Here is a 22948-nt window from a genome sequence, read left to right as displayed (position 1 = left end):
CTGCTCAAATGAGCGAATGCACTTCTCCAAGGGGTGGCACCGGGTGCCACCCCATTTTCCTTCGGGCGTCGAAATCAAGTGGGTTGATATCCGCTCATCTGAGCGTTCCATGGCATGTTCAGGTTTTGTTGACTTCAAGAGGTGAACGCAAGCCCCCTCGCCGCAGGCTCCGGGAAGGCTTTCGATCTCCTGGCGGAAGAGTGGTTGCGGTCGTATGACAGGCAGGTGGACGTACCCAGAAGCCTTCGATCTGGGTATGTTCCTCGCCGTCAGGGCAGCCACCGAGTCCTTGGGGAGTCGAACCCGTGTCGGAAAACAAAGCGCCTCATGTCGCGAAGTTCGTTTACGACTTCACTGAAGGCAACAAGGACCTCAAGGACCTGCTCGGCGGGAAGGGCGCAAACCTCGCCGAGATGACCAACCTCGGTCTTCCCGTACCCCCCGGGTTCACCATCACCACCGACGCCTGCAAGGTCTACCTGGAGAGCGGAACGGAGCCCGCGGCACTCCGTGACGAGGTGACCGCCCATCTGGCCGCCCTCGAAGAACGGATGGGCAAGAGACTCGGCCAGCCCGACGACCCGCTGTTGGTCTCGGTGCGCTCCGGCGCCAAGTTCTCGATGCCCGGCATGATGGACACCGTCCTCAACATCGGGCTCTTCGACGAGTCGGTGGAGGGTCTCGCGGCCCAGTCCGGCAACGAGCGGTTCGCCTGGGACTCCTACCGGCGACTCGTCCAGATGTTCGGCAAGACGGTCCTCGACGTGGACGGCGAACTGTTCGAGGAGGCGCTGGAGGAGGCCAAGGCCGCCAAGGGCGTCACCGTGGACACCGACCTCGACGCCGCCGACCTCAAGAAGCTCGTCAAGCGGTTCAAGCGGATCGTGCGCACCGAGGCCGGCCGGGAGTTCCCGCAGGACCCGCGCGAGCAGATGGACCTGGCGATCCGGGCCGTCTTCGAGTCCTGGAACGGCGACCGCGCCAAGCTCTACCGTCGCCAGGAGCGCATCCCGCACGACCTCGGCACCGCGGTCAACGTCTGCTCCATGGTCTTCGGCAACCTCGGCCCCGACTCCGGCACCGGAGTCGCCTTCACCCGCGACCCGGCCAGCGGCCAGCAGGGCGTGTACGGCGACTACCTCCAGAACGCCCAGGGCGAGGACGTCGTCGCCGGCATCCGCAACACCGTGCCGCTGGCCGAGCTGGAGAAGCTCGACAAGGACTCCTACGACCGGCTCATGCAGATCATGGAGACCCTGGAGAACCACTACAAGGACCTGTGCGACATCGAGTTCACGATCGAGCGCGGCAAGCTGTGGATGCTCCAGACCCGGGTCGGCAAGCGCACCGCCGGGGCCGCCTTCCGGATCGCCACCCAACTCCTCGACCAGGGCCTCATCGACGAGGCCGAGGCCCTCCAGCGGGTCACCGGGGCCCAGCTCGCCCAGCTGATGTTCCCCAAGTTCGACGAGGCCGCGCAGGTCGACCGGATCGCCCGGGGCATCGCCGCCTCGCCCGGCGCCGCCGTGGGCAAGGCCGTCTTCGACTCGTACACCGCCATCAAGTGGTCCCGCTCCGGCGAGCGGGTCATCCTGATCCGCCGCGAGACCAACCCCGACGACCTCGACGGCATGATCGCCGCGGAGGGCATCCTGACCTCCCGCGGCGGCAAGACCTCGCACGCCGCCGTGGTGGCCCGCGGCATGGGCAAGACCTGCGTCTGCGGCGCCGAGGAGTTGGAGGTCGACACCAAGCGGCGCCGGATGACCGCGCCCGGCGGGATCGTGGTGGAGGAGGGCGACCTGGTCTCCATCGACGGCTCCACCGGCAAGGTGTACCTCGGTGAGGTGCCCGTCGTTCCCTCGCCCGTCGTCGAGTACTTCGAGGGCCGGATGCACGCCGGCGCCGACGACGCCGACGAACTCGTCGTCGCCGTCCACCGGATCATGGCCTACGCCGACCGGGTCCGCCGGCTGCGGGTGCGCGCCAACGCCGACAACGCCGAGGACGCGCTGCGCGCCCGCCGCTTCGGCGCCCAGGGCATCGGCCTGTGCCGCACCGAGCACATGTTCCTCGGCGAGCGCCGGGAGTACGTCGAGCGGCTGATCCTCGCCGACACCGACCAGGAGCGCGAGGAGTCCCTCGCCCGGCTGCTGCCGCTCCAGGAGAGCGACTTCGTGGAGCTCTTCGAGGGGATGGACGGACTGCCCGTCACCGTCCGCCTCCTCGACCCGCCGCTGCACGAGTTCCTGCCCGACATCACGGAGCTGTCGGTACGGGTGGCGCTCGCCGAGTCCCGCCAGGACGCCAACGAGAACGACCTGCGGCTGCTCCAGGCCGTCCACCGGCTGCACGAGCAGAACCCGATGCTGGGGCTGCGCGGCGTCCGGCTCGGCCTGGTCATCCCCGGTCTGTTCGCCATGCAGGTGCGGGCCATCGCCCGGGCCGCCGCGGCCCGGCGGGAGGCCGGCGGCGACCCCCGGGTGGAGATCATGATCCCGCTGGTGGGCACCGTCCAGGAGCTGGAGATCGTCCGCGACGAGGCCCAGCAGGTCATCGCCGAGGTCGAGCGGGCCCACAACGTCGACCTCAAGCTGGCCCTCGGCACCATGATCGAGCTGCCCCGGGCCGCGCTCACCGCCGGACAGATCGCCGAGGCCGCCGAGTTCTTCTCGTTCGGCACCAACGACCTGACCCAGACCGTGTGGGGCTTCTCCCGCGACGACGTGGAGGCCAGCTTCTTCACCGCCTACCTGGAGAAGGGCATCTTCGGGGTCTCCCCGTTCGAGACCATCGACAGGGACGGCGTCGGGGCGCTGGTCCGGGACGCGGCCCGGGCGGGTCGGGCCACCCGCCCCGACCTCAAGCTGGGCGTCTGCGGCGAGCACGGCGGCGACCCGGAGTCGGTGCACTTCTTCCACGAGGTCGGCCTCGACTACGTCTCCTGCTCCCCCTTCCGCATCCCGGTGGCCCGGCTGGAGGCCGCCCGCGCCGCCAACGAGTCGGCCGGCAGCGACCACCGCTGACCGCCGACGGACCCGAGACCCCGCAGCCGCCGCCGGTCACCCTCACCGACCGGCGGCGGCTGCGGCGCACCCCGCCCGCGCCGGACGGCGCCCGCGTGGTGGACGATGGAGGGGCGGAGGTCCCGGGCCCACCTGGTGAGGAGCACACGCAATGAGCGGCTGGAGCGAGCACGACATCCCCGACCAGCGCGGTCGGACGGCGATCGTGACCGGAGCCAACAGCGGCCTCGGCCACGCCACCGCCCGGGCCCTCGCCCGGCGCGGCGCCCGGGTGGTGCTGGCCTGCCGCAGCGCCGAGCGCGGCAGGGCCGCCCGGGACCGGCTGCGGGCCGAGGTCCCGGGCGCCGATGTGGAGTTCGCCCCGTTGGACCTGGCCGACCTGGAGTCGGTGCGGGGATTCGCGGACGCCTGGCGCACGGCCGGCGACCGGCGGCTCGACCTGCTGGTCAACAACGCCGGGGTGATGGCCCTGCCGCACCGGCTCACCGCCGACGGCTTCGAGATGCAGTTCGGCGTCAACCACCTCGGCCACTTCGCCCTGACCGGGCTGTTGCTGCCGAGCCTGCTCGCCACCCCCGGCTCCCGGATCGTCACCGTCTCCAGCTTCATGCACCACACCGCGAACATCGACATCCACGACCTCAACAGCACCCGCGGGTACCGGCGGTGGACCGCGTACGGGCGGTCCAAGACCGCCAACCTGCTCTTCGTCCACGAACTCGCCCGCCGGCTCGCCGCCCGCGGCGGCCACCCGGTCGTCGCCGCCGCCCACCCCGGGTACGCCCGCACCAACCTCCAGACGGCCGCCCCGCGGATGGAGGGCCGCCGCTCCGCCGAGCGCGTCATCGAACTGGGCAACCTGCTGCTGGCGCAGAGCGCCGAAGCCGGGGCGCTGCCCACGCTGTACGCGGCCACCGCCCCCGGGGTGCGTCCCGACTCCTTCACCGGGCCCGCCGTGCTCGCCTGGCGGGGCGCCCCGGCGCCGGCCCGCCGGGCCCGCTGGACCACCGACGACCGCGCCTCCGGCCGGTTGTGGGAGGAATCCGTCCGGCTCACCGGGGTCACCTGGCCGGAGCTGGCGACGGACCCGGACACCGCCTCCTGACCGGCCGCTGACCTGGACCCGAACGGCTCCGCGGACCGGACGCCCCGGTTCCCGGGCGGTCCCGGGGTCGGCACCGTCGGCAAGGGACGGGTCAGCGAACCATCTAAACCCCGTCAATCCCGCTGACGTGACGGGGCCGTCGTTCTACCGTGCCATGCATGGGATGTGACAGAACGCCGCACGCCGACCACGCCGACGACGACCCCGACGACCCCGACTCCACGCCCCGGGGCGGCCCGCCCGCCCCTGCGGACGGGGGCCTCGCCTGGATCGCGTTCGACACCGCCGCCCCCGCCCCCACCGGGCCCCTCCGGGCCCCCGACGTCACCGTCGACCGCCGGTGGACCAGTGACCGCCGGGACGCCGTCTGTTGCGCACTCGCGCTGCTCGCCCTGGTCGGCCTGGTCGACGTCGGCAACGGCAGCCTCACCCCGGCCCGCGCCGCACTGTGGGCGCTGCTCGCCCTGCTGCTGTACGGGGTGCTGCACCCCTCGCGGGTGACCGCCGGCCCCGGCTGGCTGGCCGTGCGCGGGCTGTGGCGCACCCGGCGGGTCGCCACCGACCTGCTGGTCTCGGTCCGCCACGGCGACGGCCTGCAACCCCGGCTGGTGCTGCGGGACGCCCTCGGCAACCGCCTGGAGGTCGACCCCAAGGTCCTCAGCGACAACCCGCTGATCTGGCACCGGTTGGACACCGGAGCCCGTCACGCCCGCGCCAACGGACTGCTGCGCACCGGCACCACCGTCCTCCAGGGGATGGGGAAGCAGTGGGACGCCACCGAGGCCCGCGCCGTGTTCGAGGTGTCCCACCTGGACTGAGGTCCGCCCGCCGGGTCCGACCCCACACGGACCCGGACTCACCGGCCGCCCGTCAACCGGGCGAAGACCACCACGTTCCCCGCGTACCCGGTCCGCTTCGAGTACGGTCCGCCGCAGGTGATCACCCGGAGCTCGGGGCCGGGCGCCGGACCGTACACCCGCTCGTCCGGGAATTCCTCGCCCGGGTGCACCTCGACGGCGGTGACGGTGAAGACGGCCACCGACCCGTCCCGCCGGTCCACCTCGATCCGCTGTCCGCGGGTCAGCGCACCGAGGCGGTAGAACACCGCCGGCCCGTCCGCGTTGTCGACGTGCCCCGCGACGACGGCCGTGCCCCGTTCCCCCGGAGTGGTCCCGGCCTCGTACCAGCCCGCGAGCTCCGGCCGGTCGGGCGGGGGGACGTCCAGGCTGCCGCCCGCGGTCAACCGCAGGCCCATCAGGGGGGCGTCCACCCCGATCGCCGGGATGCGGATGCGGTCGGGAGGCGACGGGGCGAGCGCCGGGGCGCCCTCGGAATCCTGCGCGCCCCCGGGGCGGGCCGCGGCGGACTGGGCGTCGGACGGCTGCGGCGGCAGCCGCGGGGCGCCCGTGTCGTGCAGCAGCCAGACGCCCAGGCACAGGAACAGCGCCGTGCCGCCGGCTATCGCCGCGTCGCCGCACCGCCGCGCCGGAGTGCGCCGCGGCTGGCCCGGTGTGCGCATGACGTCCCCCTCGGGTCGTGGAGCCGGTTCCCGCTGCCTCCTCCGGCCCCGGCGAGGAGCCGCGGGACCGGAGGAGGAGCGGATGGCGGTACCGGTGGACAGCGGAGGTTGTCCGTCAGATCCCGTCGCCTCTCGCCCGGCGATGCAGGAGCCAGGTACCGCCCGCGGCGGCGACGGCCAGCGCCGCCACGCCCGCCGCGGTCTGGACGGGGTCGGGGCCCAAGGCGCCGCCGACCCCCGTGTTCACGTGCCCCCGCGGGTGCGCGGGCACCGCCTCGGCCGCCGCCCCGTCCAGGACGACCGCCAGGTCAGCCACCGGGCTGCTGCCGTCCGCGCAGCGCACCGCGATCTCGTAGGTGCCCGGGTGGGCCCCGGGGGGCACCGTGAACCGGCCCACCGCGGGACCCCCGGCGGTCTCGGGGGCCAGCGCGAAGGACCCCGCGCCCACCGCACTGGCGTCGCCCACCGCGGCGCCGCCCGTGCCGCACCCGTCCGAGCGCAGCACCACCGGGTCGCCGGGCACCGCCGTGGCCGGCGACACGGTCGTGCCCGGCCCGTCGCCGCCGGCGGCGGGGCCGGCGGCGAGGCCCACCAGGGCGACGGCGAACACGGCGGCGCTCAGCGGGCGGGCAGTGCGCATGGATCGCTCCTCGGCCGGGCGTGCCCGGCGGCCCCCAAGTGCCGCGGTTTCGGTCACGTCCTCGCACCACGAGGGAACGGCCTCCCGCCCCGCCCCGCCTCCCGGCGCCCCGCGGCGGATACCGGCGAACGGTGGACCGTCCCCCTGTGCGCGCGGGCGTTGCAGCAGGTCATGGCGGTGCCGACGGAAAGTTCCACGGGGCGGGTGAGGGGGCCGACGAACGGGTGACCCCGCCCGTGGGAGGAGCCCCCGTCCGTGGTCCGGCGGGCGGGCGCAGTGGCCGGTTCGCCCGCCCGGTCGGCAGCCTGCTTGACCTCAACATTGGTCGAGGTAACAGGGTCTGACGCATGACCACAGACCCGAGATCCTCCGGCACCACCCCGCCCCCGCAGCCGCTGCGGATCGCGGTGATCCTCGGCAGCAACCGGGAGGGCCGCTTCGGCCCGGTCGTCGCCCGGTGGCTGCTGGGCGAGATCGCGCCGCGCCCCGAACTCCACGCCGACCTGGTGGACGTCGCCGCCGTCGACCTGCCCACCGCGCTGACCGGCCGGCCGACCCCGCAGCAGGGCGCCGAACTCGCCAAGGTCGGCCCCGTACTGGCCGCCGCCGACGCCTTCGTGGTGGTCACCCCCGAGTACAACCACTCCTACCCGGCACCCCTGAAGAACCTCATCGACTGGCACCACGCCGAGTGGCACGCCAAGCCGGTCGCCTTCGTCTCCTACGGCGGAGTCTCCGGGGGGCTGCGCGCCGTGGAGCACCTGCGCCAGGTCTTCGCCGAACTGCACGCCGTCACCGTCCGCGACACCGTCTCCTTCGCCCACGCCCACGACCGCTTCGACGACACCGGCCGGCTCCGGGACCCCGCCGCGGCCGGTGGCGCCGCGAAGACCCTGCTCGACCAGCTGACCTGGTGGGCCCGGGCCCTGCGGGACGGCAGGGCGGAGCACCCCTACCGCACCTGATCGCCTTCCGCCCGGCCCCGCCTCCTTGGCACCATCGCCAAAGGCGGGGCCGGCCGGCCCCGCACCACCCGAGAGGACGGCCGTCCCGATGCCCAGCGCCCACCCCGCCGCCCTGCCGTTCTTCGTGTACGGCACCCTGCGCCCCGGCGGCACCTACCACGACAGCCACCTGCGGGACGCCCTCGCCACCGTCGTCCCGGCCCGGCTGCCGGCCGCCGCCCTCCACGACGGCCCCGGCTACCCGTACGCGGTCGCCGCCCCGCCGCCCGCCGAGGTCCTCGGCGACCTGGTCACCGTCCGCCCCGCCGACCACGACGCCCTGCTCGCCTCCCTCGACGCACTGGAGGAGTACGCCGGCCCGGGCGACGCCCGCAACGAGTACGAGCGGGTGGTGCGCGAGGTGCTGACCCCCGACGGCACCGCCGTACCGGCCTGGGTCTACCTCGCGGCGCCCCGGGTGGCCGACCGCCTGCGCCGGTCCGGCACCCCGATCGCCGGCGGCGACTGGCTCGCCCACGCCCCCGCCCCCGGCTGACCCGCCCGCCGCCCGGTCCCGGACCGGCCGACTACTGTCGGGGCCATGGCACGCACCCCCCGCCCCGAGTCCGACGCGCCGCCGCCCTACGACACGGCCGACACCGCCCGGTGGGCGGTCGAGCCCGACAAACGGCCGGGCCGCACCGCGTTCCAGCGGGACCGTGCCCGCGTCCTGCACTCCGCCGCGCTGCGCCGGCTGGCGGGCAAGACCCAGGTGGTCACCCCCGGCACCCGCAGCCCCGCCTGGGACCCCAGCCCGCGCACCCGGCTCACCCACTCCCTGGAGTGCGCCCAGGTCGGCCGGGAACTGGGGGCCGCCCTGGGCTGCGACCCCGACCTGGTGGAGACGGCCTGCCTCTCCCACGACATGGGACACCCCCCGTTCGGCCACAACGGCGAGCAGGCCCTCAACGAGGTGGCCGCCGACTGGGGAGGTTTCGAGGGCAACGCCCAGTCGCTGCGGCTGCTCACCCGCATCGAACCCAAGCGCTTCGCGGCCCCGCCCGGCTCCGCCCCCGGCACCGAGCCGGTCAGCGTGGGCCTCAACCTGACCCGGGCCGCGCTCGACGCCGCCACCAAGTACCCCTGGCCGCGCGGCGCCCACCCCACCGACCCGGCGTCCCCCAAGTTCGGGGTCTACGAGGACGACCGCCCCGTCTTCGACTGGGTCCGCCAGGGCGTCCCCGAGGGCCGCACCTGCTTCGAGGCGCAGGTCATGGACTGGTCCGACGACGTCGCCTACTCCGTCCACGACCTGGAGGACGGGCTGCACGCCGGCCACGTCGACCCCACCGCGCTGCACGCCGAGCCCGAACGCCGGGACGTCTTCGCGGTGGCGCTCGCCCGCTACGCCCCCGCCGGTACCGACCCGGAAGAACTCGCCGCGGCGCTGGACCGGCTGCTCGCCCAGGAGTGGTGGCCGCACGGCTACGACGGCACCGCCCGCGCCCAGGCCGGGTTGAAGGACGCCACCAGCCAGCTCATCGGCCGCTTCTGCCTGGCCGCCGAGCACGCCACCCGCGCCCGGTGGGACCCCGGGCACACCGGAGTGCGGCTCACCCGCTACGCCGCCGAACTGGTGGTCCCCCGGGAAGCTGCCCTGGAGTGCGCGGTCCTCAAGGCCGTCGCCGACCGGTACGTGATGCAGCGGGCCGAGCAGGAGCTCATCCGGGCCGAGCAACGGGTGGTGGTCGCCGAACTCGCCGAGGCACTGGTGCGGCGCGCCCCGTTCGGGCTCGACCCGCAGTTCCGCCCGCTCTTCGAGACGGCCGCCGACGACCGGGCCCGGGGGCGGGTGATCGTCGACCAGATCGCCTCGCTCACCGACGCCTCCGCCGCCGCCCTGCACACCCGACTGACCGCCCGCTGACCGTACGGATTCGGCCACGGAAACCGTGGCGCCCCCGGACCGGACGGCCCCGGCCCGGGACCGGTGCGCGGGGCGGGCACCGCCGTGTGCGGAGCGTCCGCCGCCGCCACGGGGCGTGACAGGGCTGGCCTGATCGGGTCAGTCCCTCTTCCCGCTGCCCGCCGGGTGCGGGACGCTCACCCTGGCGGAAAAGGCTCACGAGGAGGCATCACGTGGTTGACGCGGATCAGACGTTCGTCATCGTCGGCGGAGGGCTCACCGGCGCCAAGGCCGCCGAGACCCTACGGGCCGAGGGCTACTCCGGCCGGGTCATCCTGATCGGTGACGAACGCGACCATCCCTACGAGCGCCCGTCGCTGTCCAAGGACTACCTGCTCGGCAAGGCGGAGCGCGACAGCCTCTTCGTGCACCCCCCGGGCTGGTACGCGCAGCACGACGTGGAGCTGCACCTCGGGCAGACCGTCGAGTCGATCGACCGGGAGGCCGGCACGGTCCGGCTCGGCGACGGCACCTCGATCGCGTACGACAAGCTGCTGCTGGCCACCGGCGCGGAACCGCGCCGGCTGGACGTGCCCGGCACCCATCTGGTGGGGGTGCACCACCTGCGGCGGCTGGCGCACAGCGAGCGGCTGCGCCAGGTGCTGACCAACCTCGGCCGGGAGAACGGCCACCTGGTGATCGCGGGCGCCGGCTGGATCGGCCTGGAGGTCGCGGCGGCGGCCCGCAGCTACGGGGCGGAGGTCACGGTGGTGCACCGGGGCCCCACGCCCCTGCACGGGGTCCTCGGCCCGGAGCTCGGCCAGCTCTTCACGGACCTGCACCGCGAGCACGGGGTGCGGTTCCACTTCGGGGCGACCCTCACCGAGATCGTCGGCCAGGACGGCATGGTGCTGGCCGCCCGCACCGACGACGGCGAGGAGCACCCCGCGCACGACGTGCTCGCCGCGATCGGAGCCGCCCCGCGCACCGCACTGGCGCAGGCCGCCGGCCTGGAACTGGTCGACCCGGCCGAAGGCGGTGGCGTCGCCGTGGACGCGGCGCTGCGCACCTCCGACCCGGACGTGTACGCGGCGGGGGACATCGCCTCCGTGCACCATCCGCTCTTCGACCGCCGCATCCGGGTGGAGCACTGGGCGAACGCCCTGAACGGCGGCCCGGCCGCGGCCCGCGCGATGCTCGGCCGGGAGGTCGCCTACGACCGGCTGCCCTACTTCTACTCCGACCAGTACGACGTGGGCCTGGAGTACTCCGGCTGGGCCCCGCCCGGCTCCTACGACCAGGTGGTGATCCGCGGGGATGCGGGCAAGCGCGAGTTCATCGCCTTCTGGCTGGCCGGGGGCCGGGTGCTGGCGGGCATGAACGTCAACGTGTGGGACGTCACCGCACCGGTGCAGGACCTGATCCGGTCCGCCGCCCCGGTGGACACCGAGGCCCTGGCCGACCCGTCCGTCCCCCTGGAGTCACTGGTCACCGCGCCGGTGGAGTGACCGGCCCCGTCGTGGTGCCGCGGGGGCCCCGGCCCCGTCCGCGGCACCACGCGGCGTCCGGGCGTCCGCGGGCCGCCGTAGAATCGCGGACGTGGCAGGCAGGATCAACGACGAGGACGTGAAGGCGGTACGGGACGCGGTCCCGATCGACGCCGTCGTGTCCGAGTACCTCCAGCTGCGCAACGCCGGGGGCGGCAACCTGAAGGGCCTGTGCCCCTTCCACGACGAGAAGTCCCCCTCGTTCCAGGTCAGTCCCGCCAAGGGGCTGTTCCACTGCTTCGGCTGCCAGGAGGGCGGCGACACCATCACGTTCGTGATGAAGGTCGACCACCTCTCCTTCTCCGAGGCCGTCGAGCGGCTGGCGGGCACCGCCGGCATCACCCTCCGCTACGAGCAGGGCGGGTACAACCCGACCCACCAGCGCGGTGAGCGCATCCGGCTGGTCGAGGCGCACAAGGTCGCCGCCGGCTACTACGCCGAACAGCTCGACGCGAGCCCGGAGGCGGAGATCGGCCGGAAGTTCCTCGCCGAACGCGGCTTCGACCAGGACGCGGCCCGGCACTTCGGCGTCGGCTACAGCCCCGCCGGCTGGGACCACCTGACCCGCTTCCTGCGGGGCAAGGGCTTCAGCGACAAGGAGCTCCTGCTCTCCGGACTGGCCCAGGAGGGGCGCCGGGGCGGGCCGATCGACCGGTTCCGCGGCCGGCTCATGTGGCCCATCCGGGACATCTCAGGCGAAGTGGTGGGATTCGGTGCCCGCAAGCTCCGCGAGGACGACAACGGTCCCAAGTACCTGAACACCCCCGAGACGGCGATCTACCGCAAGTCCCAGGTCCTCTACGGGATCGACCTCGCCAAGAAGGACATCGCCAAGGCCAGCCGGGCCGTCGTCGTCGAGGGCTACACCGACGTCATGGCCTGCCACCTCGCCGGCGTCACCACCGCCATCGCCACCTGCGGCACCGCCTTCGGCGGCGACCACATCAAGATCCTGCGCCGACTGCTGATGGACAACGGCTCCGCCCGGGTGATCTTCACCTTCGACGGGGACGCCGCCGGGCAGAAGGCCGCGCTGCGCGCCTTCGAGGACGACCAGAAGTTCGCCGCCGAGACCTACATCGCCATCGCCCCGGACGGCATGGACCCCTGTGACCTGAGGCTCGCCAAGGGCGACGAGGCGGTGGCCGACCTGGCGCAGCCGCGCACCCCGCTGTTCGAGTTCGCCCTGCGGCAGATCGTCGCCCGCTACGACCTCGACACCCCGGCCGGGCGCGCCGCCGCGCTGGACGAGGCCGCCCCGGTCGTCGCCCGGATCAAGAACAGCGCCTCCCAGCACGAGGTGGCCGTCCAGCTCGCCGGTCTGGTCGGCATCCTCGACACCCAGTTCGTGGTCAAGCGGGTGGGCCAGCTCGCCCGGTGGGCCCGGGACCGCGGCGGTCAGGGGCCCGGCCCAGGGCCGGACCGCGGCCGGCCGCCCGTCGCCGAGAACCCGGCCGCCCGTCGTCCGCAGGGCCCGGCCCTCAACCTGCGCAACCCGGTGCACGCCACCGAACGCGAGTTGCTCAAGCTCGCCCTCCAACGGCCCGAGCTGGTCTCCCCGGCCTTCGACGCCTACGGCGTCGACGAGTTCACCGCCGAGCCCTACGCCGCCGTCCGCGAGACGATCACCGAGGCGGGCGGCGCGGAACAGGGCGTCCGGGACGCCCAGGCGTACCTGGTGCGGGTGCGGGAAGCGGCCCCCGACGACCGGATCCGCGCCATGGTCACCGAACTCGCCGTCGAGGCGATCATGCGCCGCACCGTGGACGAGGTCTACGCGGGCGAGCAGTTGGTGGCCGTGCGCCGCCGCGCCGTCGAACGCCGGGTGCGGGACATCCAGTCCGCGCTCACCCGACTCGGCACCGGGGGCGACGCGGCCCACCTGGCCGCCGTCCAGAACGAGTTGTGGGTCCTCCAGCAGTACGACCAGTCACTGCGCGAGCAGGGCGCGGGCGCCCTGTAGCGGCCCTGCCGAGGGCCGGGAGTGACCACGCGGTCACCCCTCGAACGCAGAAAGTCCCCGCACGCCCCTCGTGGCGACGGTGTGTCGTACAGCACACTGGGAGCGGTGCCTGAGTCCCCGGAGCGCGGCCGACCCCACCCCGAGGTCACCTCGGACCCTCACCCCCGCGGTCGTGCTCCCCGCGTACGGAGCGGACAGCGGCGCGGCCGCTTCCCGCCGGTCCCGTCGTCCCGCTGCCGCCCGTCCCGCAGCGAACCCCCTGGAGGTCGCCGCCGTGCAGACCCGGACCCCGTCCCCGGCAGGCTCCGTCGCGGGCCCGCTCCCCGCCGTTCCCGCGCAGGGCCGCCGCCCGCGCCGCGCCGCGCCGTCCGGCGGCACCCCGCCCGACCTGTTCCGCCAGTACCTGCGGGAGATCGGCCGGACCCCGCTGCTCAGCGCCGCCGACGAGGTCGAACTCGCCCGCCGCATCGAGGCCGGGCTGCTCGCCGAGGAGAAGCTGAACACCACCCCCGACCTGGACTCCCGGCTCGCCGGCGACCTCGACCGGCTGGTCGTGCTGGGACGCGCCGCCAAACGGCAGCTGATCGAGGCCAACCTGCGGCTCGTGGTCTCCGTCGCCAAGCGGTACATGGGCCGTGGACTGACCATGCTCGACCTGGTCCAGGAGGGCAACCTCGGGCTGATCAGGGCCGTCGAGAAGTTCGACTACGTCCGCGGGTTCAAGTTCTCCACCTACGCCACCTGGTGGATCCGCCAGGCGATGTCCCGCGCCCTGGCCGACCAGGCCCGCACCATCCGGGTCCCGGTCCACGTCGTGGAACTCATCAACCGGGTGGTGCGGGTCCAGCGGCGCATCCTCCAGGAACGCGGCTACGACCCCGCCCCCGAGGAGATCGGCGCCCAACTCGGCCTCTCCGCGGAGCGGGTGGGCGAGATGCTGCGGCTGGCCCAGGAGCCGATGTCCCTGCACGCCCCGGTCGGCGAGGAGGACGACGTCGCCTTCGGCGACCTCATCGAGGACCGCGACGCCACCTCCCCCGTCGAATCGGTGGCCTTCCTCCTGCTGCGCGAGCACCTGGACGCCGTGCTCTCCACCCTCGGCGACCGGGAGCGCGAGGTGGTCCAGCTCCGCTACGGCCTCGCCGGTGCCCGCCCCCGCACCCTGGAGGAGATCGGCCAGCTCTTCGGCGTCACCCGGGAGCGCATCCGCCAGATCGAGGCGAAGACCCTGCGCAAGCTCCGAGAGCACGCCTTCGCCGGTCAGCTCCGCGGCTATCTGGACTGAATGCGCCGGTGCGCCCGCCCCCTCGGGGGAACGGGCGCACCGGGGGGCGGGGCTCACTCAACGGCGGAGCGCCTGCGGCAGTTTGATGTGCGTGATCTTGGTGTTCAGCCCGCTGTCCCGCAGCCGACCGTTCTGGTCGAAGGCGTCGGGGCCGTCCGACATGCCGAAGTCGTTGTCGTTGATCACCGCGAGGGTGTCGCGGCCGACCAGGGCGACGCCCTCGACCTTCCCCGGCACCCCGGGGATCTTGCCGAGGTCCACCACGAGCCGCTTGTCCAGCACGTCGACCCCGGCGCCCGCGAGGTCCTCGGTCTGCTCGTAGCTGGGGGAGGTCTTCACCTCGTCCCAGCGGCTGTCCAGGATGCCCTCGTCCTTCGGCAGCGTCACCCGGTGCAGACGGGCCGTGCGGTCGGTGCGCTCCTGCACCAGCACGCTGTGGGCGCCCACCGGGACCAGCGCGGACACCTTCAGCTCCGACTGGTCGGTCTCCGCCGGGTCCACCTCGTTCACCGGGTCCACCCGGTAGGCGTACTCGCCGGTCACCTCGCCCTCCTCGGGCGAGAAGCGCAGCAGCCGGAGGTTGCGGGACGCCTCGCCGGCGGCCTTGTCGGGGACCAGCAGCGGGCTCTGCACCGCGATCACCAGATCCCCGCCGGGGAGCACGGTCAACGCCTCGAAGCCCCGGTTCTGCTTGCGGTTCAGCAGGATCGACGGCAGCGCCTCGACCACCGGGTAGTCGGCGCCCTGCAACGTCAGCCCCTCGGGCACGTAGCGGGTGAGCACCTCGCCCCGGGCGGAGACGTGGATCAGCGAGGGGCTGTACTCGTCGACCAGCCAGAACGTCCCGTCGGCGGCCCTGGCCATGCCCTCGGTGTCGAGCCCGTTCGGGTTCACCTCCAGCGCGTTCTGCGCGTTGTAGTCGAACGGGGCCTCGTCGCGCGAGAGTTGGTTGGGCAGCCCGGTCACCGGCTTGCCGGACCGGGTGGTGATCGGGACGGACCCGAGCACCCGCACCCGCTCGCCCTCCACCTTCACCCGGACGATCGCCGGGTTGAAGCCCGGCACGGCGAAGGTGCGCCGCTTCTTCCCGTTCACCGCGATCTGCCCGTTGGGCCCGCGGTCGGTGAGCGCCCAGAACTCGCCGGGCCGGTCCGCCGGGTACAGGTCGCTGCCGATGCCCAGGTTCACCCCCCGGTCGTTGTCGACCGAGCCGGGGAACAGCCCGTTGCTGAACTCGGCGAGCGGTATCTCGTCCAGCACCGCGGACCCGGTGACCACGGGCTCCTGCGCCCGCTTCTCGGTCTCGTCACCGGGCAGGACGCTGGTGGCCGTCGCGGTGAAGGCCAGACCGCCGGCGAGGGCGAGCGGCAGACCGAGGGTGAGCGTGATGCGCAAGGGGCGCGCGAGGCGCGAGCGGGGGGACATCGGGGCCTCCTGGCGGGGGGACACAGGACCGAACGGCGGGCCGGTCGCGCACGACCGGCCCGGATGGAGCCCTGACTCTGCCGCACGCCCCCGGGCTCCGGGCGGGGTTCCCGCGATGACGGCCGAACCTCACCCCTCTCGTCAACGGCCTTCCCGGGCGTGCACTCACGTTTCACCTGGGAGGCCACGGCCGGCGCGCCCCCTTATCTACGCGCATAGTTGGCTGGAATGCACGGGCCATGGACATGGGCTCGTCCCCCGGCGCGCCGTGCGCGCCGCGCACCGGAGGGACGCCGGCCGGATCCGGTCACTCCCCGGCGAGCGCCAACCCCTCGTAGGCCAGCCACTGCATGAAGGTGTGCAGACCGTGGTGGAGGGGCATCCCGGGGCGCCAGTCGGCGAGCCGGGGCGCCCGCGGGGCGCCGTCCGGCGCGGGGGGCGCCGCGGTCGGGGCCGCGACCGTCTCGATGCCCACCGGGCGGACCGCGGCCTGCACCGCCAGGGCCAGGTCGCGGGCGGGGACCGGGGTGTCCTCGGGGAGCTCCAGCACCCCGGCCGCCGGGCGCCGGGCCAGCACCCGGCTGATCGCCCCGACCAGGTCGGAGGTGTGCAGCGGGCGCAGCGGGCGGCCGGGCGGCTCGGTGAGGACCACGGGGCGGCTGCGCAGCGCGCTCCACACCATGCGGCCGATCGGGGTGTCGCGGGCGCAGCCCGGCCCGTACAGGTCGCCGGTGCGCAGGGTCACCGGCGGGCCGACGGGTCCGTGCACCACCACGGCCGGGTCCGCCGGCCGCCCCAGCGGGCGCAGGTCGACCAGGTGGCCGCGGGCGGGGAGCCGTTCGCCGCCACCGGGGCGGAGGACCACCCGGTGGCCCCGGTCCGCGAGTCCGCGCACCACGTGTTCGCCCAGCGGGCTGGCCGCCCCCAGCACGGCGACCGGGCGTCCCGTCCGCACCGGGGCGGACCGGGACCCCTCGGCCGCGGCCAGGCCCGCGTCGAGCCCCGCCCCGGCGATCTCGGCCAGTCCCGCCCGGAGTTCGAGGATGCGCTCCTCGTCCTGGTGGTGGCTGGTCCCGCCGGGGCCGAGGGTGGCGAGGGCCTCGGCGGTGGCCGCCGTCCGGGACGCGTCGGCGCCCCGGCCCTCGGTGCGGTGGACGAATCCCATGGTGAAGGCGGTGAGCCAGGTCTCCTGGGCGGCCCCGGGGTCCGGGGCTTTGGTCAACTCGATGTTGGCCGATTTGTATCTGGCGATGTCCACGCCTTGTCCGGAGAGGTAGTCGGCGCATTCCAGATGGAGCCACCGCTGTGGTCCGGGGCCCGTCATCCGCACCACGCACTGGGCCTTGCCGTGTTTGAAGAAGGGCACCACCCCCGGGGATTCCAAAGCGGTCGTTTCGTCCACCACGGGGTCGTCGGGAAGGAAGCACACCGCGCGTCTGGGGCCGCGGAAGGCATTGCCGGAAATGCTGCCCCGGTCGTCGTGCTCCACCAGGTTCGGCACCGACACGTAGGCCGGCGTCCCGCGGGTCCGCAGGTACTGCTGCATGAGGATGTCGTCGGGCCACGCGTCCAGTCGCCGCCTGCCGTACGCCACGTACCCGGCGGCCACCGCGCGCGGCAGGACCAGCGCCACGCAGGGCACGTACTCGTTGACCCCGCGCACCCAACGGGCCCCGGACAGCGCGCCCAGGCGCACCGCACCGCCGTTGCGGGAGTCCCAGAGCGCGAACAGGGCGAGGGCCGCGTCCGGCCGCTGCTCCACGGCCCGTCGGACCCGTGCGAAGAACCCCTCGGACAGGATCATGTCGTCCTGCACGACGAGTTGGTGGGTGGCGCCCTCCTCGATCGACGACCACGCCGCGAGGGCGGTGCGCAACACCGACGGCCGGCCGCCGGGATCGGGGTCCATCACCACGCGCAGGGCACCCGGCGGTGCCGAGCGGGCCAGCGCCTCGGCGGCGGGCAGCCGCTTGGGATGGGTCATCACCACGCTGCTGATGCGGTAACGCGTCACAGGTCCTCCGTGCTCTGGTGCTCCACCGGAAGGTCGAATTCCGCCGGAGGGCGCCGATTCCTCGGGCCGGCCCGCGGCCCGTGCCCGTCCGGTGGCACTGGCGAATTTCGGAAATTAAGAAGGAATCTTCGACGTCTCCAGAAGTGCCGAAAAGGCCCCCTGGTTCTGGCCGATGATGATCGTTCATGCTGTCTGCGCGTGCTTTCCATACGTATCACCGATAGAGGAGTCCGTATGACCGTGAAGACCGATGACGAGGCCATTGCCTCCGGCGTTTCGGGGTCTTCTCGACTGGAGAAACTGCGGGGCTCCCGCATCGTGGTGACCGGTGGCGGGGGACTGGTGGGCAGCCGGTTGACCGCGCTGTTGCGCAGGGCCGAGGCCGAGGTGGTCGTCCTGGACCGGATGGACGCCTACCCGGGGGCCACCCACGAACTGTTCGGTGCCGGCCGCACCGCCTCGCGCCTGGTGGTGGGGGACGTCCGGGACCGGGAGGCGGTGCGCGGGGTGCTGCGCGGCGCCGAGTTCGTGGTCCACGCCGCCGCCTACGCCGACGTGGCCGCCTGCACCCGCAGACCGGACGTCGCCTTCAAGGCCAACAACGAGGGCACCGAGGTCGTCCTGGAGGAGGCCGCCGCCGCGGGGGTGCGCCGGCTGGTGCTGATCTCCTCCGCCGCCGTCTACGGCAACGGGGTGGCGCCCGCGGGCGGCGCGGACGGGCCGCAGGTCTTCCACGAGGACCAGCCCCCGCACCCGCTGTCCGTCTACGCCAACTCCAAGCTCTGGGCGGAGCACCAGACCCGGTTGCTGCTCGGCGCCGCGGGCGTCGAGCACGCGATCCTGCGCTACTTCTCCGTCTACGGCGACCCCCAGGTGGTGAAGCCGGGCAGCCATTCCTGGATGGTCGCCTGGCTGGCGCTGCACGCCCGGCTGGGACTGCCGATGCGGCTCAACGGCGGCGGGGTGCAGGTGCGCGACCTGGTGCACGTCGACGACATCGCGATGGCCACCGCGCTCGCCCTGGTGGAGGACGGGGTCGTGGGGGAGACCGTCAACGTGGGCTCCGGGGTGCCGACCTCGGTGCGCGAGGTGGGCGAGTTGATCGCCCCGCACTACCCCGGCGCCGAGTTCGTCACCACGCCCCGCCCGGCCGACGACCCGCTCGGCGGGTACGCGGCCATCGACCGGATGCGCGAGCTGATGCGCTGGCAGCCCGGGATCTCCGTCCCCCAGGGCGTGGACCGCTACGTGCACTGGCTGAACGCCACCCCCGAGGCGCTGCCGGAGTGGCTGGTCGAGAAGGCCGCCCGGGAGGGGCGCGGGGAAGGGCCGCGGACCGCGTGACCCCGCCCGGCGGCCCCGGACGGGGTCCCGCGGCGCACCCCGGGGGGACGACGCGCGCGGTGCGCGCGGAGGTGCCCTGCCGGGCCTGCCTCTCCGGGGAGGACCTGGACTGGCTGGGCGGCCGGTCGGTGAGCCTGGCGCTGGCGTTGCCCACCGTGGTGGAGACGGTGCCGGGTCCGCCCGCACCGTCCGGCTCGGGCTGGCCCCACGAGGTCTGGGAGTACCTGCGCGGGGAGTTCCCGCACTTCGGGCCCCGACCGCCCGCGGTGCGGGTGCACAGCGAGGCCCCCGCCGCGAGCGGGCTGTCCTCGTCCACCGCCCTGATCGTGGCGCTGATGCGGGCCTACGTCGAGGCGTGCGCCCCCGCGGCGCAGGTCCCGACCGCGACCCTGACCCGATGGGCGTACCGCTTTGAGTTCGCCCGCTTCAACGGGGGCGGGATGGACCAGGTGGCCGTCATCGAGGGCGGCGCGCTGCTGTTGGAGGGCCGACCCACCGGGCTGCCCCTGATCCGCGGGCGCACCGACTTCCCCGAGGAGTGGACGGTGCTGGTGGTGGACTCGGCGACCCGCAAGGACACCGGGGACCACATCGCGGTGGTGCGCTCCCAAGTGGCCGATCGGGATCCGGCGTTGGCCCGCTACCTGAAGGAGGCGGACCGGGCGTCCGCGCAGGCGTGGGCGGCGATCGGCCGCCGGGACCTGGAGGGGCTGACCCTCGCCATGGACCGCGCCCACGTCACCATGCGCGACCGGCAACGGATGTCCACGCCGGTGCTGGAGGACCTGCGGGACACGGCGTTCGCGGCGGCCGGGCTGCGGTTGAAGCTGAGCGGCGCCGGCGGCGGGGGGTCCCTCGTGGGGGTGTGCCCCGCCGTCGAGGCCGAGGAGGTGGCCGCCGCGGTGCGGCGGGCGATCGGGGGCCGGCACCCCGCGGCCCGGGTGGTTCCCACCCGGGCCGCGGGGCCGGTCGCCGGTCCCGCGGACCGGAAGCCTCAGATGAACGGGTCGTAGTCCGGCCCGAGTTCGGGCGTCACCGCTCCCTCCGCGATCTTCTCCAGTTCGAGGTTGGAGCGGTGGCGCGCGCAGTGGAAGCGGCAGTCCCGGGTGGGGTCGATGATGCCCCGGTCGGAGTTCTCCCAGATGTCGGGGAGCCGTTCGGTGACCGCGTCGCCGATCTTCGCCTGCGAGTTGCCCCGGTGGTAGGAGCAGACGTAGACGCCGGACGGGGTGATCAGGGTCCGCAACTCCGCCACCTGGCAACGGTGGTAGTCCTTGGGCTGGATCGCCCCGACCCGGCTGCGCAGCGAGGTCAGCGTGGAGGAGTTGATGACCTCGAAGGAGTCGCCGGCCCAGTGCCGTTCCGCCTCGGCCAACTGGTCGTCCACCGAGCGGAGCAGGTCCTCGGAGACCTGGATGACGTGGTGGCCGTCGTCGAACATGGCCTTGGTCTCGAAGTAGTCGCAGCCGATGTCGTGGGCGAGCCCGGCGGCCTCCAGCACCTCGTGGTGGTTGCTGATCACGGTGCCGTCCGGTTCCCGGCGGGTCATCACCAGGAAGGAGTAGCCGAGGGCGCCCTTCTTCGCCTCGGCCAGCAGCCGCATGTTCCCGGTCACCTTGTCGAAGACGCTGCGGCCCTTGCGGTCGGGCCGGAACTTCCGGTAGGTGTCCGAGGTGCCGGCGTCCATGGAGACCCGCACCCAGGAGGCGTACTCGGCCAACTCGTCCAGGTTCTGCTTGATCATCGTGCCGTTGGTGACGACCCCGATGGCGATCCCGGCCCCGCCGAGCATCCGCAGCACCTGACGGGTGCCCCGGTGGGCGAGCGGTTCGCCGCCGCCGATGAGGACGACCCCGCGGACCGACATGGATATCAGCTCCTCGGCCAGTTCGGCGAGGCGCTCGGGGGTGAACCGTCCCTGGTTCAGGAGCTTGCCGCTGATGCACTCGGGGCAGGCGAGGTCGCAGAACGTCGTCGGGTCCAGGTCCACCACCAGTGGCCCGGTGGTGCGTCTGCCCGCCGCGGCGTCCAGCACCCGCGGCCAGCCGGACGGCTGGTACAGCTTGGACACCAGGTCAAGACGGTCGAACGTCACAGAGTTCTCCTGCTGGTCAAGAGGGCGTGCCACCGCCGCGGCACCCTGCCCTCGGTCGTTCCCCCGGGGGCGTCGACGCCCCCGAAGCCCGGTCGTGGTCCGGGCGTACCCCCGCCGGCGACGGCGGGGGCGGTCCCATGTGGTCAGCCCTTGACGGCCCCCACGGTCAGTCCGGCCGCCACCCGACGCTGGACGATCATGAAGAACACGACCACGGGCAGGGCGGTGAGCGTGGCCCCCGCCATCAGGGCGCCGTAGTCGGTGCCGAAGCTGGTCTGGAACGAGACGAGCCAGATGGAGACGGTCTGCTTGTCGTTGCTGGACAGCAGCACGTACGCCAACACGTACTCGTTCCACGCCTGCACCAGGGCGTAGATGGAGGTGGCGACCAGACCGGGCGCGAGCAGCGGCAGCGTCACCCGGCGGAAGGCCCCGGCCCGGGTGCAGCCGTCGACCATCGCCGCCTCCTCCAACTCCACGGGAATGCCGCCGACGAACCCCCGCAGCAGCCAGACGGTGAACGGCAGCATGAAGACGAGGTAGGTGAGGACCACCCCGACCAGGCTGTCGGTCAACCCGGCGTCACTGAGCAACAGGTACAGCGGGATGATCAGCCCGGCCAGCGGGACCATCTGCACGGAGAGGATCACCAGCACGAAGGCCCGGCGGCCGGTGAACGAGAACCGGGCCACCGCGTAGGCCGCGGCCACCCCGATCAGCAGGGAGACCACCACCGTGCCGACGCCGACCAGTGCGCTGGCCCGCACGCTCGACCAGAAGGTGTCGGAGGCCATGGCCCGGCGGAAGTTCTCCAGGGTGGGTTCGAGGGTCCAGAAGTGCGGTGGATCGCTCCGGATCTCCGAGGCCGGCCGGAAGGCGGTCAGCAGCATCCAGTACAGGGGGAAGGCCATCAGCGCGCAGAACAGCAGTCCGAGCGCGTCGGCCCGCCAGGAGCGCCGCCTACGGGCGTCGCGCGGGGCGGCGGGGGCGGGGGTCAATCTGTCTCTCCCATCCGGACGAGTTGACGGACGTAGACGACCGCCCCGACGAGCAGCAACAGGACCGTGACGACCGCGATGGCCGCCCCGGTGCTGTAGCGGTTGACGGCGAACGACTCGATGAACGAGTGCACGCCGAGCAGGTAGTACTCCTTCTCCGGCTGGCCGGTGCGCATCAGCCAGATCTGGTTGAACACCCCGAAGCTCCAGATCGCGTTCAGCGTGGTCACCACCACGAACGCCGGCTTGATCACGGGCAGCACGATGTGCCGGAGCACCTGGGTACGGCCGGCGCCGTCGCAGGTGGCCGCCTCCTCCAACTCCGGCGGCACCTGGGTGAGGGCGGCCTGGAGGGTGATCGCCGCGAAGGGCAGCGAGCCCCAGACGACCACCGCGACCACCACGGCGAAGCCCTCCCACGGGTTCTCGAACCAGTTGTGCTTGCTGAAGTCCAGCCCGGGCAGGAGGCCGAGCAGCCAGTTGACGACGCCGTAGTCGGCGTCCACCAGCCAGCGGAAGACCGCGGCGGCCACCATGACGGGCATGGCCCACACCGCGACCAGCACGCCGGCCATGAGCAGCCGCACCCAGGGCGAGACCCGGCGGGTGAGCAGGGCCACGCCCAGGGCGAGGCCCATGGTGAGGACGGTGGTGACGGCGGTGAAGAGCGCGGTGCGCCCGACGACCCGCCAGAAGAACCCGTCCGTGGCGATGGTGCGGTACTGCTCCAGGCCGACCCAGGGCGGTTCCGTGCCGGCGAACAGCTCCTGCCGGGTCATGTCCTGGAAGGACAGCAGCACCAGTTCGATCAGGGGATAGCCGAGGACGGCGGCGAGCGCCAGCACCGTCGGGGCGATCAGGAGGTAGGGCACCAGCCGCCGTGACAGGGGCCGGGCTCGCCGCCGGCCCGTCTTCCCGGTGGGCGCCGGGACGACGGGCTGGGAGACGGCGAGGGAGTCCGGTGGGTCTGCGGTCACCATGCGGGAACTCCTCGGATCGTCGCCCGCGGCGCGCCCGGCGCACGCGACCGACGGGGTGGGTGGGGGAGGGGTGGGGGGTTGCCGATGTGGGTGAGTGGGGTGAGTGGGGTGTGATCCGGTGGTGGGACCGCGGATCGGCAGGAGGAACGGAACGCCG

At 73.5% G+C, this 22948-nt stretch carries 17 protein-coding genes and 1 pseudogene; 11 read left to right on the top strand and 7 right to left on the bottom strand.

The annotated features are described in order from the left end of the window. The first annotated feature begins 305 nt into the window (after positions 1-305). The 3 genes from ppdK (at position 306) to ABT092_RS01700 (ending at position 4949) form a co-directional block, all read left to right on the top strand. Entirely contained in the window at positions 306-3026 is a 2721-nt protein-coding gene (gene ppdK / locus ABT092_RS01710) for a pyruvate, phosphate dikinase (RefSeq protein ID WP_351238602.1), read from the top strand. Positions 3027-3177: 151 nt separating this feature from the next. Next, on the top strand, positions 3178-4131 hold the full coding sequence (locus ABT092_RS01705) for an oxidoreductase (protein ID WP_351238600.1): 954 nt from the start codon (positions 3178-3180) through the stop codon (positions 4129-4131). Positions 4132-4289: 158 nt separating this feature from the next. Beyond that, complete coding sequence (locus ABT092_RS01700) at positions 4290-4949, top strand: hypothetical protein (protein ID WP_351238598.1); 660 nt, start codon at positions 4290-4292, stop codon at positions 4947-4949. 38 nt (positions 4950-4987) lie between these two features. Here the strand turns inward: ABT092_RS01700 and ABT092_RS01695 are convergent, their stop codons facing one another. Together ABT092_RS01695 and ABT092_RS01690 are read right to left on the bottom strand one after the other, a co-directional pair. Continuing rightward, on the bottom strand, positions 4988-5650 hold the full coding sequence (locus ABT092_RS01695; protein WP_351238596.1) for a class F sortase: 663 nt from the start codon (positions 5648-5650) through the stop codon (positions 4988-4990). Positions 5651-5765: 115 nt separating this feature from the next. Further along, positions 5766-6290 carry a GVDTG sorting domain-containing protein gene (locus ABT092_RS01690; RefSeq protein ID WP_351238594.1) on the bottom strand — a complete coding sequence of 175 codons (525 nt, stop codon included), beginning with the start codon at positions 6288-6290 and terminating at the stop codon, positions 5766-5768. 347 nt (positions 6291-6637) lie between these two features. Here ABT092_RS01690 and ABT092_RS01685 point away from each other — a divergent pair, with 347 nt between their 5' ends. From ABT092_RS01685 to ABT092_RS01660, 6 genes and pseudogenes are all read left to right on the top strand, one after another. Continuing rightward, entirely contained in the window at positions 6638-7255 is a 618-nt protein-coding gene (locus ABT092_RS01685; protein WP_351238592.1) for an NADPH-dependent FMN reductase, read from the top strand. 88 nt (positions 7256-7343) lie between these two features. Next, positions 7344-7790: a gamma-glutamylcyclotransferase family protein gene (locus ABT092_RS01680; RefSeq protein ID WP_351238590.1), complete on the top strand. Its 447-nt coding sequence runs from the start codon at positions 7344-7346 to the stop codon at positions 7788-7790. Positions 7791-7835: 45 nt separating this feature from the next. Continuing rightward, a complete protein-coding gene (locus ABT092_RS01675) occupies positions 7836-9161 on the top strand; it encodes a deoxyguanosinetriphosphate triphosphohydrolase (protein ID WP_351238588.1) in 1326 nt (441 codons plus the stop codon). Positions 9162-9373: 212 nt separating this feature from the next. After that, on the top strand, positions 9374-10648 hold the full coding sequence (locus tag ABT092_RS01670; RefSeq protein WP_351238586.1) for an NAD(P)/FAD-dependent oxidoreductase: 1275 nt from the start codon (positions 9374-9376) through the stop codon (positions 10646-10648). A 91-nt stretch (positions 10649-10739) separates the two neighbouring features. After that, on the top strand, positions 10740-12650 hold the full coding sequence (gene dnaG / locus ABT092_RS01665) for a DNA primase (protein ID WP_351238584.1): 1911 nt from the start codon (positions 10740-10742) through the stop codon (positions 12648-12650). Positions 12651-12755: 105 nt separating this feature from the next. Then, positions 12756-13935: pseudogene (locus tag ABT092_RS01660) on the top strand (RNA polymerase sigma factor). Between the two features lie 57 nt (positions 13936-13992). Here the strand turns inward: ABT092_RS01660 and ABT092_RS01655 are convergent. Both ABT092_RS01655 and ABT092_RS01650 read right to left on the bottom strand, forming a co-directional pair. Further along, positions 13993-15360: an esterase-like activity of phytase family protein gene (locus ABT092_RS01655; RefSeq protein WP_351238582.1), complete on the bottom strand. Its 1368-nt coding sequence runs from the start codon at positions 15358-15360 to the stop codon at positions 13993-13995. 307 nt (positions 15361-15667) lie between these two features. Continuing rightward, positions 15668-17374 (bottom strand): NAD-dependent epimerase/dehydratase family protein, encoded by a 1707-nt coding sequence (locus ABT092_RS01650; RefSeq protein WP_351238580.1) that lies wholly within the window; start codon positions 17372-17374, stop codon positions 15668-15670. 234 nt (positions 17375-17608) lie between these two features. Here ABT092_RS01650 and ABT092_RS01645 point away from each other — a divergent pair, with 234 nt between their 5' ends. Both ABT092_RS01645 and ABT092_RS01640 read left to right on the top strand, forming a co-directional pair. After that, entirely contained in the window at positions 17609-18718 is a 1110-nt protein-coding gene (locus ABT092_RS01645; RefSeq protein ID WP_351238578.1) for an NAD-dependent epimerase/dehydratase family protein, read from the top strand. Positions 18719-18777: 59 nt separating this feature from the next. After that, on the top strand, positions 18778-19731 hold the full coding sequence (locus ABT092_RS01640; RefSeq protein ID WP_351238576.1) for a GHMP family kinase ATP-binding protein: 954 nt from the start codon (positions 18778-18780) through the stop codon (positions 19729-19731). Here ABT092_RS01640 and ABT092_RS01635 read toward each other — a convergent pair. The 3 genes from ABT092_RS01635 to ABT092_RS01625 form a co-directional block, all read right to left on the bottom strand. Continuing rightward, positions 19713-20813 (bottom strand): radical SAM protein, encoded by a 1101-nt coding sequence (locus ABT092_RS01635; RefSeq protein ID WP_351238574.1) that lies wholly within the window; start codon positions 20811-20813, stop codon positions 19713-19715. The genes ABT092_RS01640 and ABT092_RS01635 overlap by 19 nt on opposite strands. A gap of 143 nt (positions 20814-20956) precedes the next feature. Further along, positions 20957-21811 (bottom strand): carbohydrate ABC transporter permease, encoded by an 855-nt coding sequence (locus tag ABT092_RS01630; protein ID WP_351238572.1) that lies wholly within the window; start codon positions 21809-21811, stop codon positions 20957-20959. After that, on the bottom strand, positions 21808-22791 hold the full coding sequence (locus tag ABT092_RS01625) for a carbohydrate ABC transporter permease (protein ID WP_351238570.1): 984 nt from the start codon (positions 22789-22791) through the stop codon (positions 21808-21810). Before ABT092_RS01625 ends, ABT092_RS01630 begins: the two co-directional genes overlap by 4 nt. Positions 22792-22948: the final 157 nt, after the last annotated feature.

Origin of the sequence: Streptomyces sp. NPDC002490 (assembly GCF_040296045.1) — a bacterium.
Lineage (GTDB): Bacteria > Actinomycetota > Actinomycetes > Streptomycetales > Streptomycetaceae > Streptomyces.
The sequence above is the reverse complement of the archived record's forward strand: the minus strand, read 5'-3'. Positions and strand labels throughout refer to the sequence as shown.

Bases quoted from the DNA above. Each gene is read 5' to 3' on its own strand.
- ABT092_RS01705 (WP_351238600.1), top strand. From the start codon at position 3,178: ATGAGCGGCTGGAGCGAGCACGACATCCCCGACCAGCGCGGTCGGACG.
- ABT092_RS01700 (WP_351238598.1), top strand. From the start codon at position 4,290: ATGGGATGTGACAGAACGCCGCACGCCGACCACGCCGACGACGACCCC.
- ABT092_RS01695 (WP_351238596.1), bottom strand. From the start codon at position 5,650: ATGCGCACACCGGGCCAGCCGCGGCGCACTCCGGCGCGGCGGTGCGGC.
- ABT092_RS01690 (WP_351238594.1), bottom strand. From the start codon at position 6,290: ATGCGCACTGCCCGCCCGCTGAGCGCCGCCGTGTTCGCCGTCGCCCTG.
- ABT092_RS01685 (WP_351238592.1), top strand. From the start codon at position 6,638: ATGACCACAGACCCGAGATCCTCCGGCACCACCCCGCCCCCGCAGCCG.
- ABT092_RS01680 (WP_351238590.1), top strand. From the start codon at position 7,344: ATGCCCAGCGCCCACCCCGCCGCCCTGCCGTTCTTCGTGTACGGCACC.
- ABT092_RS01675 (WP_351238588.1), top strand. From the start codon at position 7,836: ATGGCACGCACCCCCCGCCCCGAGTCCGACGCGCCGCCGCCCTACGAC.
- ABT092_RS01655 (WP_351238582.1), bottom strand. From the start codon at position 15,360: ATGTCCCCCCGCTCGCGCCTCGCGCGCCCCTTGCGCATCACGCTCACC.
- ABT092_RS01645 (WP_351238578.1), top strand. From the start codon at position 17,609: ATGACCGTGAAGACCGATGACGAGGCCATTGCCTCCGGCGTTTCGGGG.
- ABT092_RS01625 (WP_351238570.1), bottom strand. From the start codon at position 22,791: ATGGTGACCGCAGACCCACCGGACTCCCTCGCCGTCTCCCAGCCCGTC.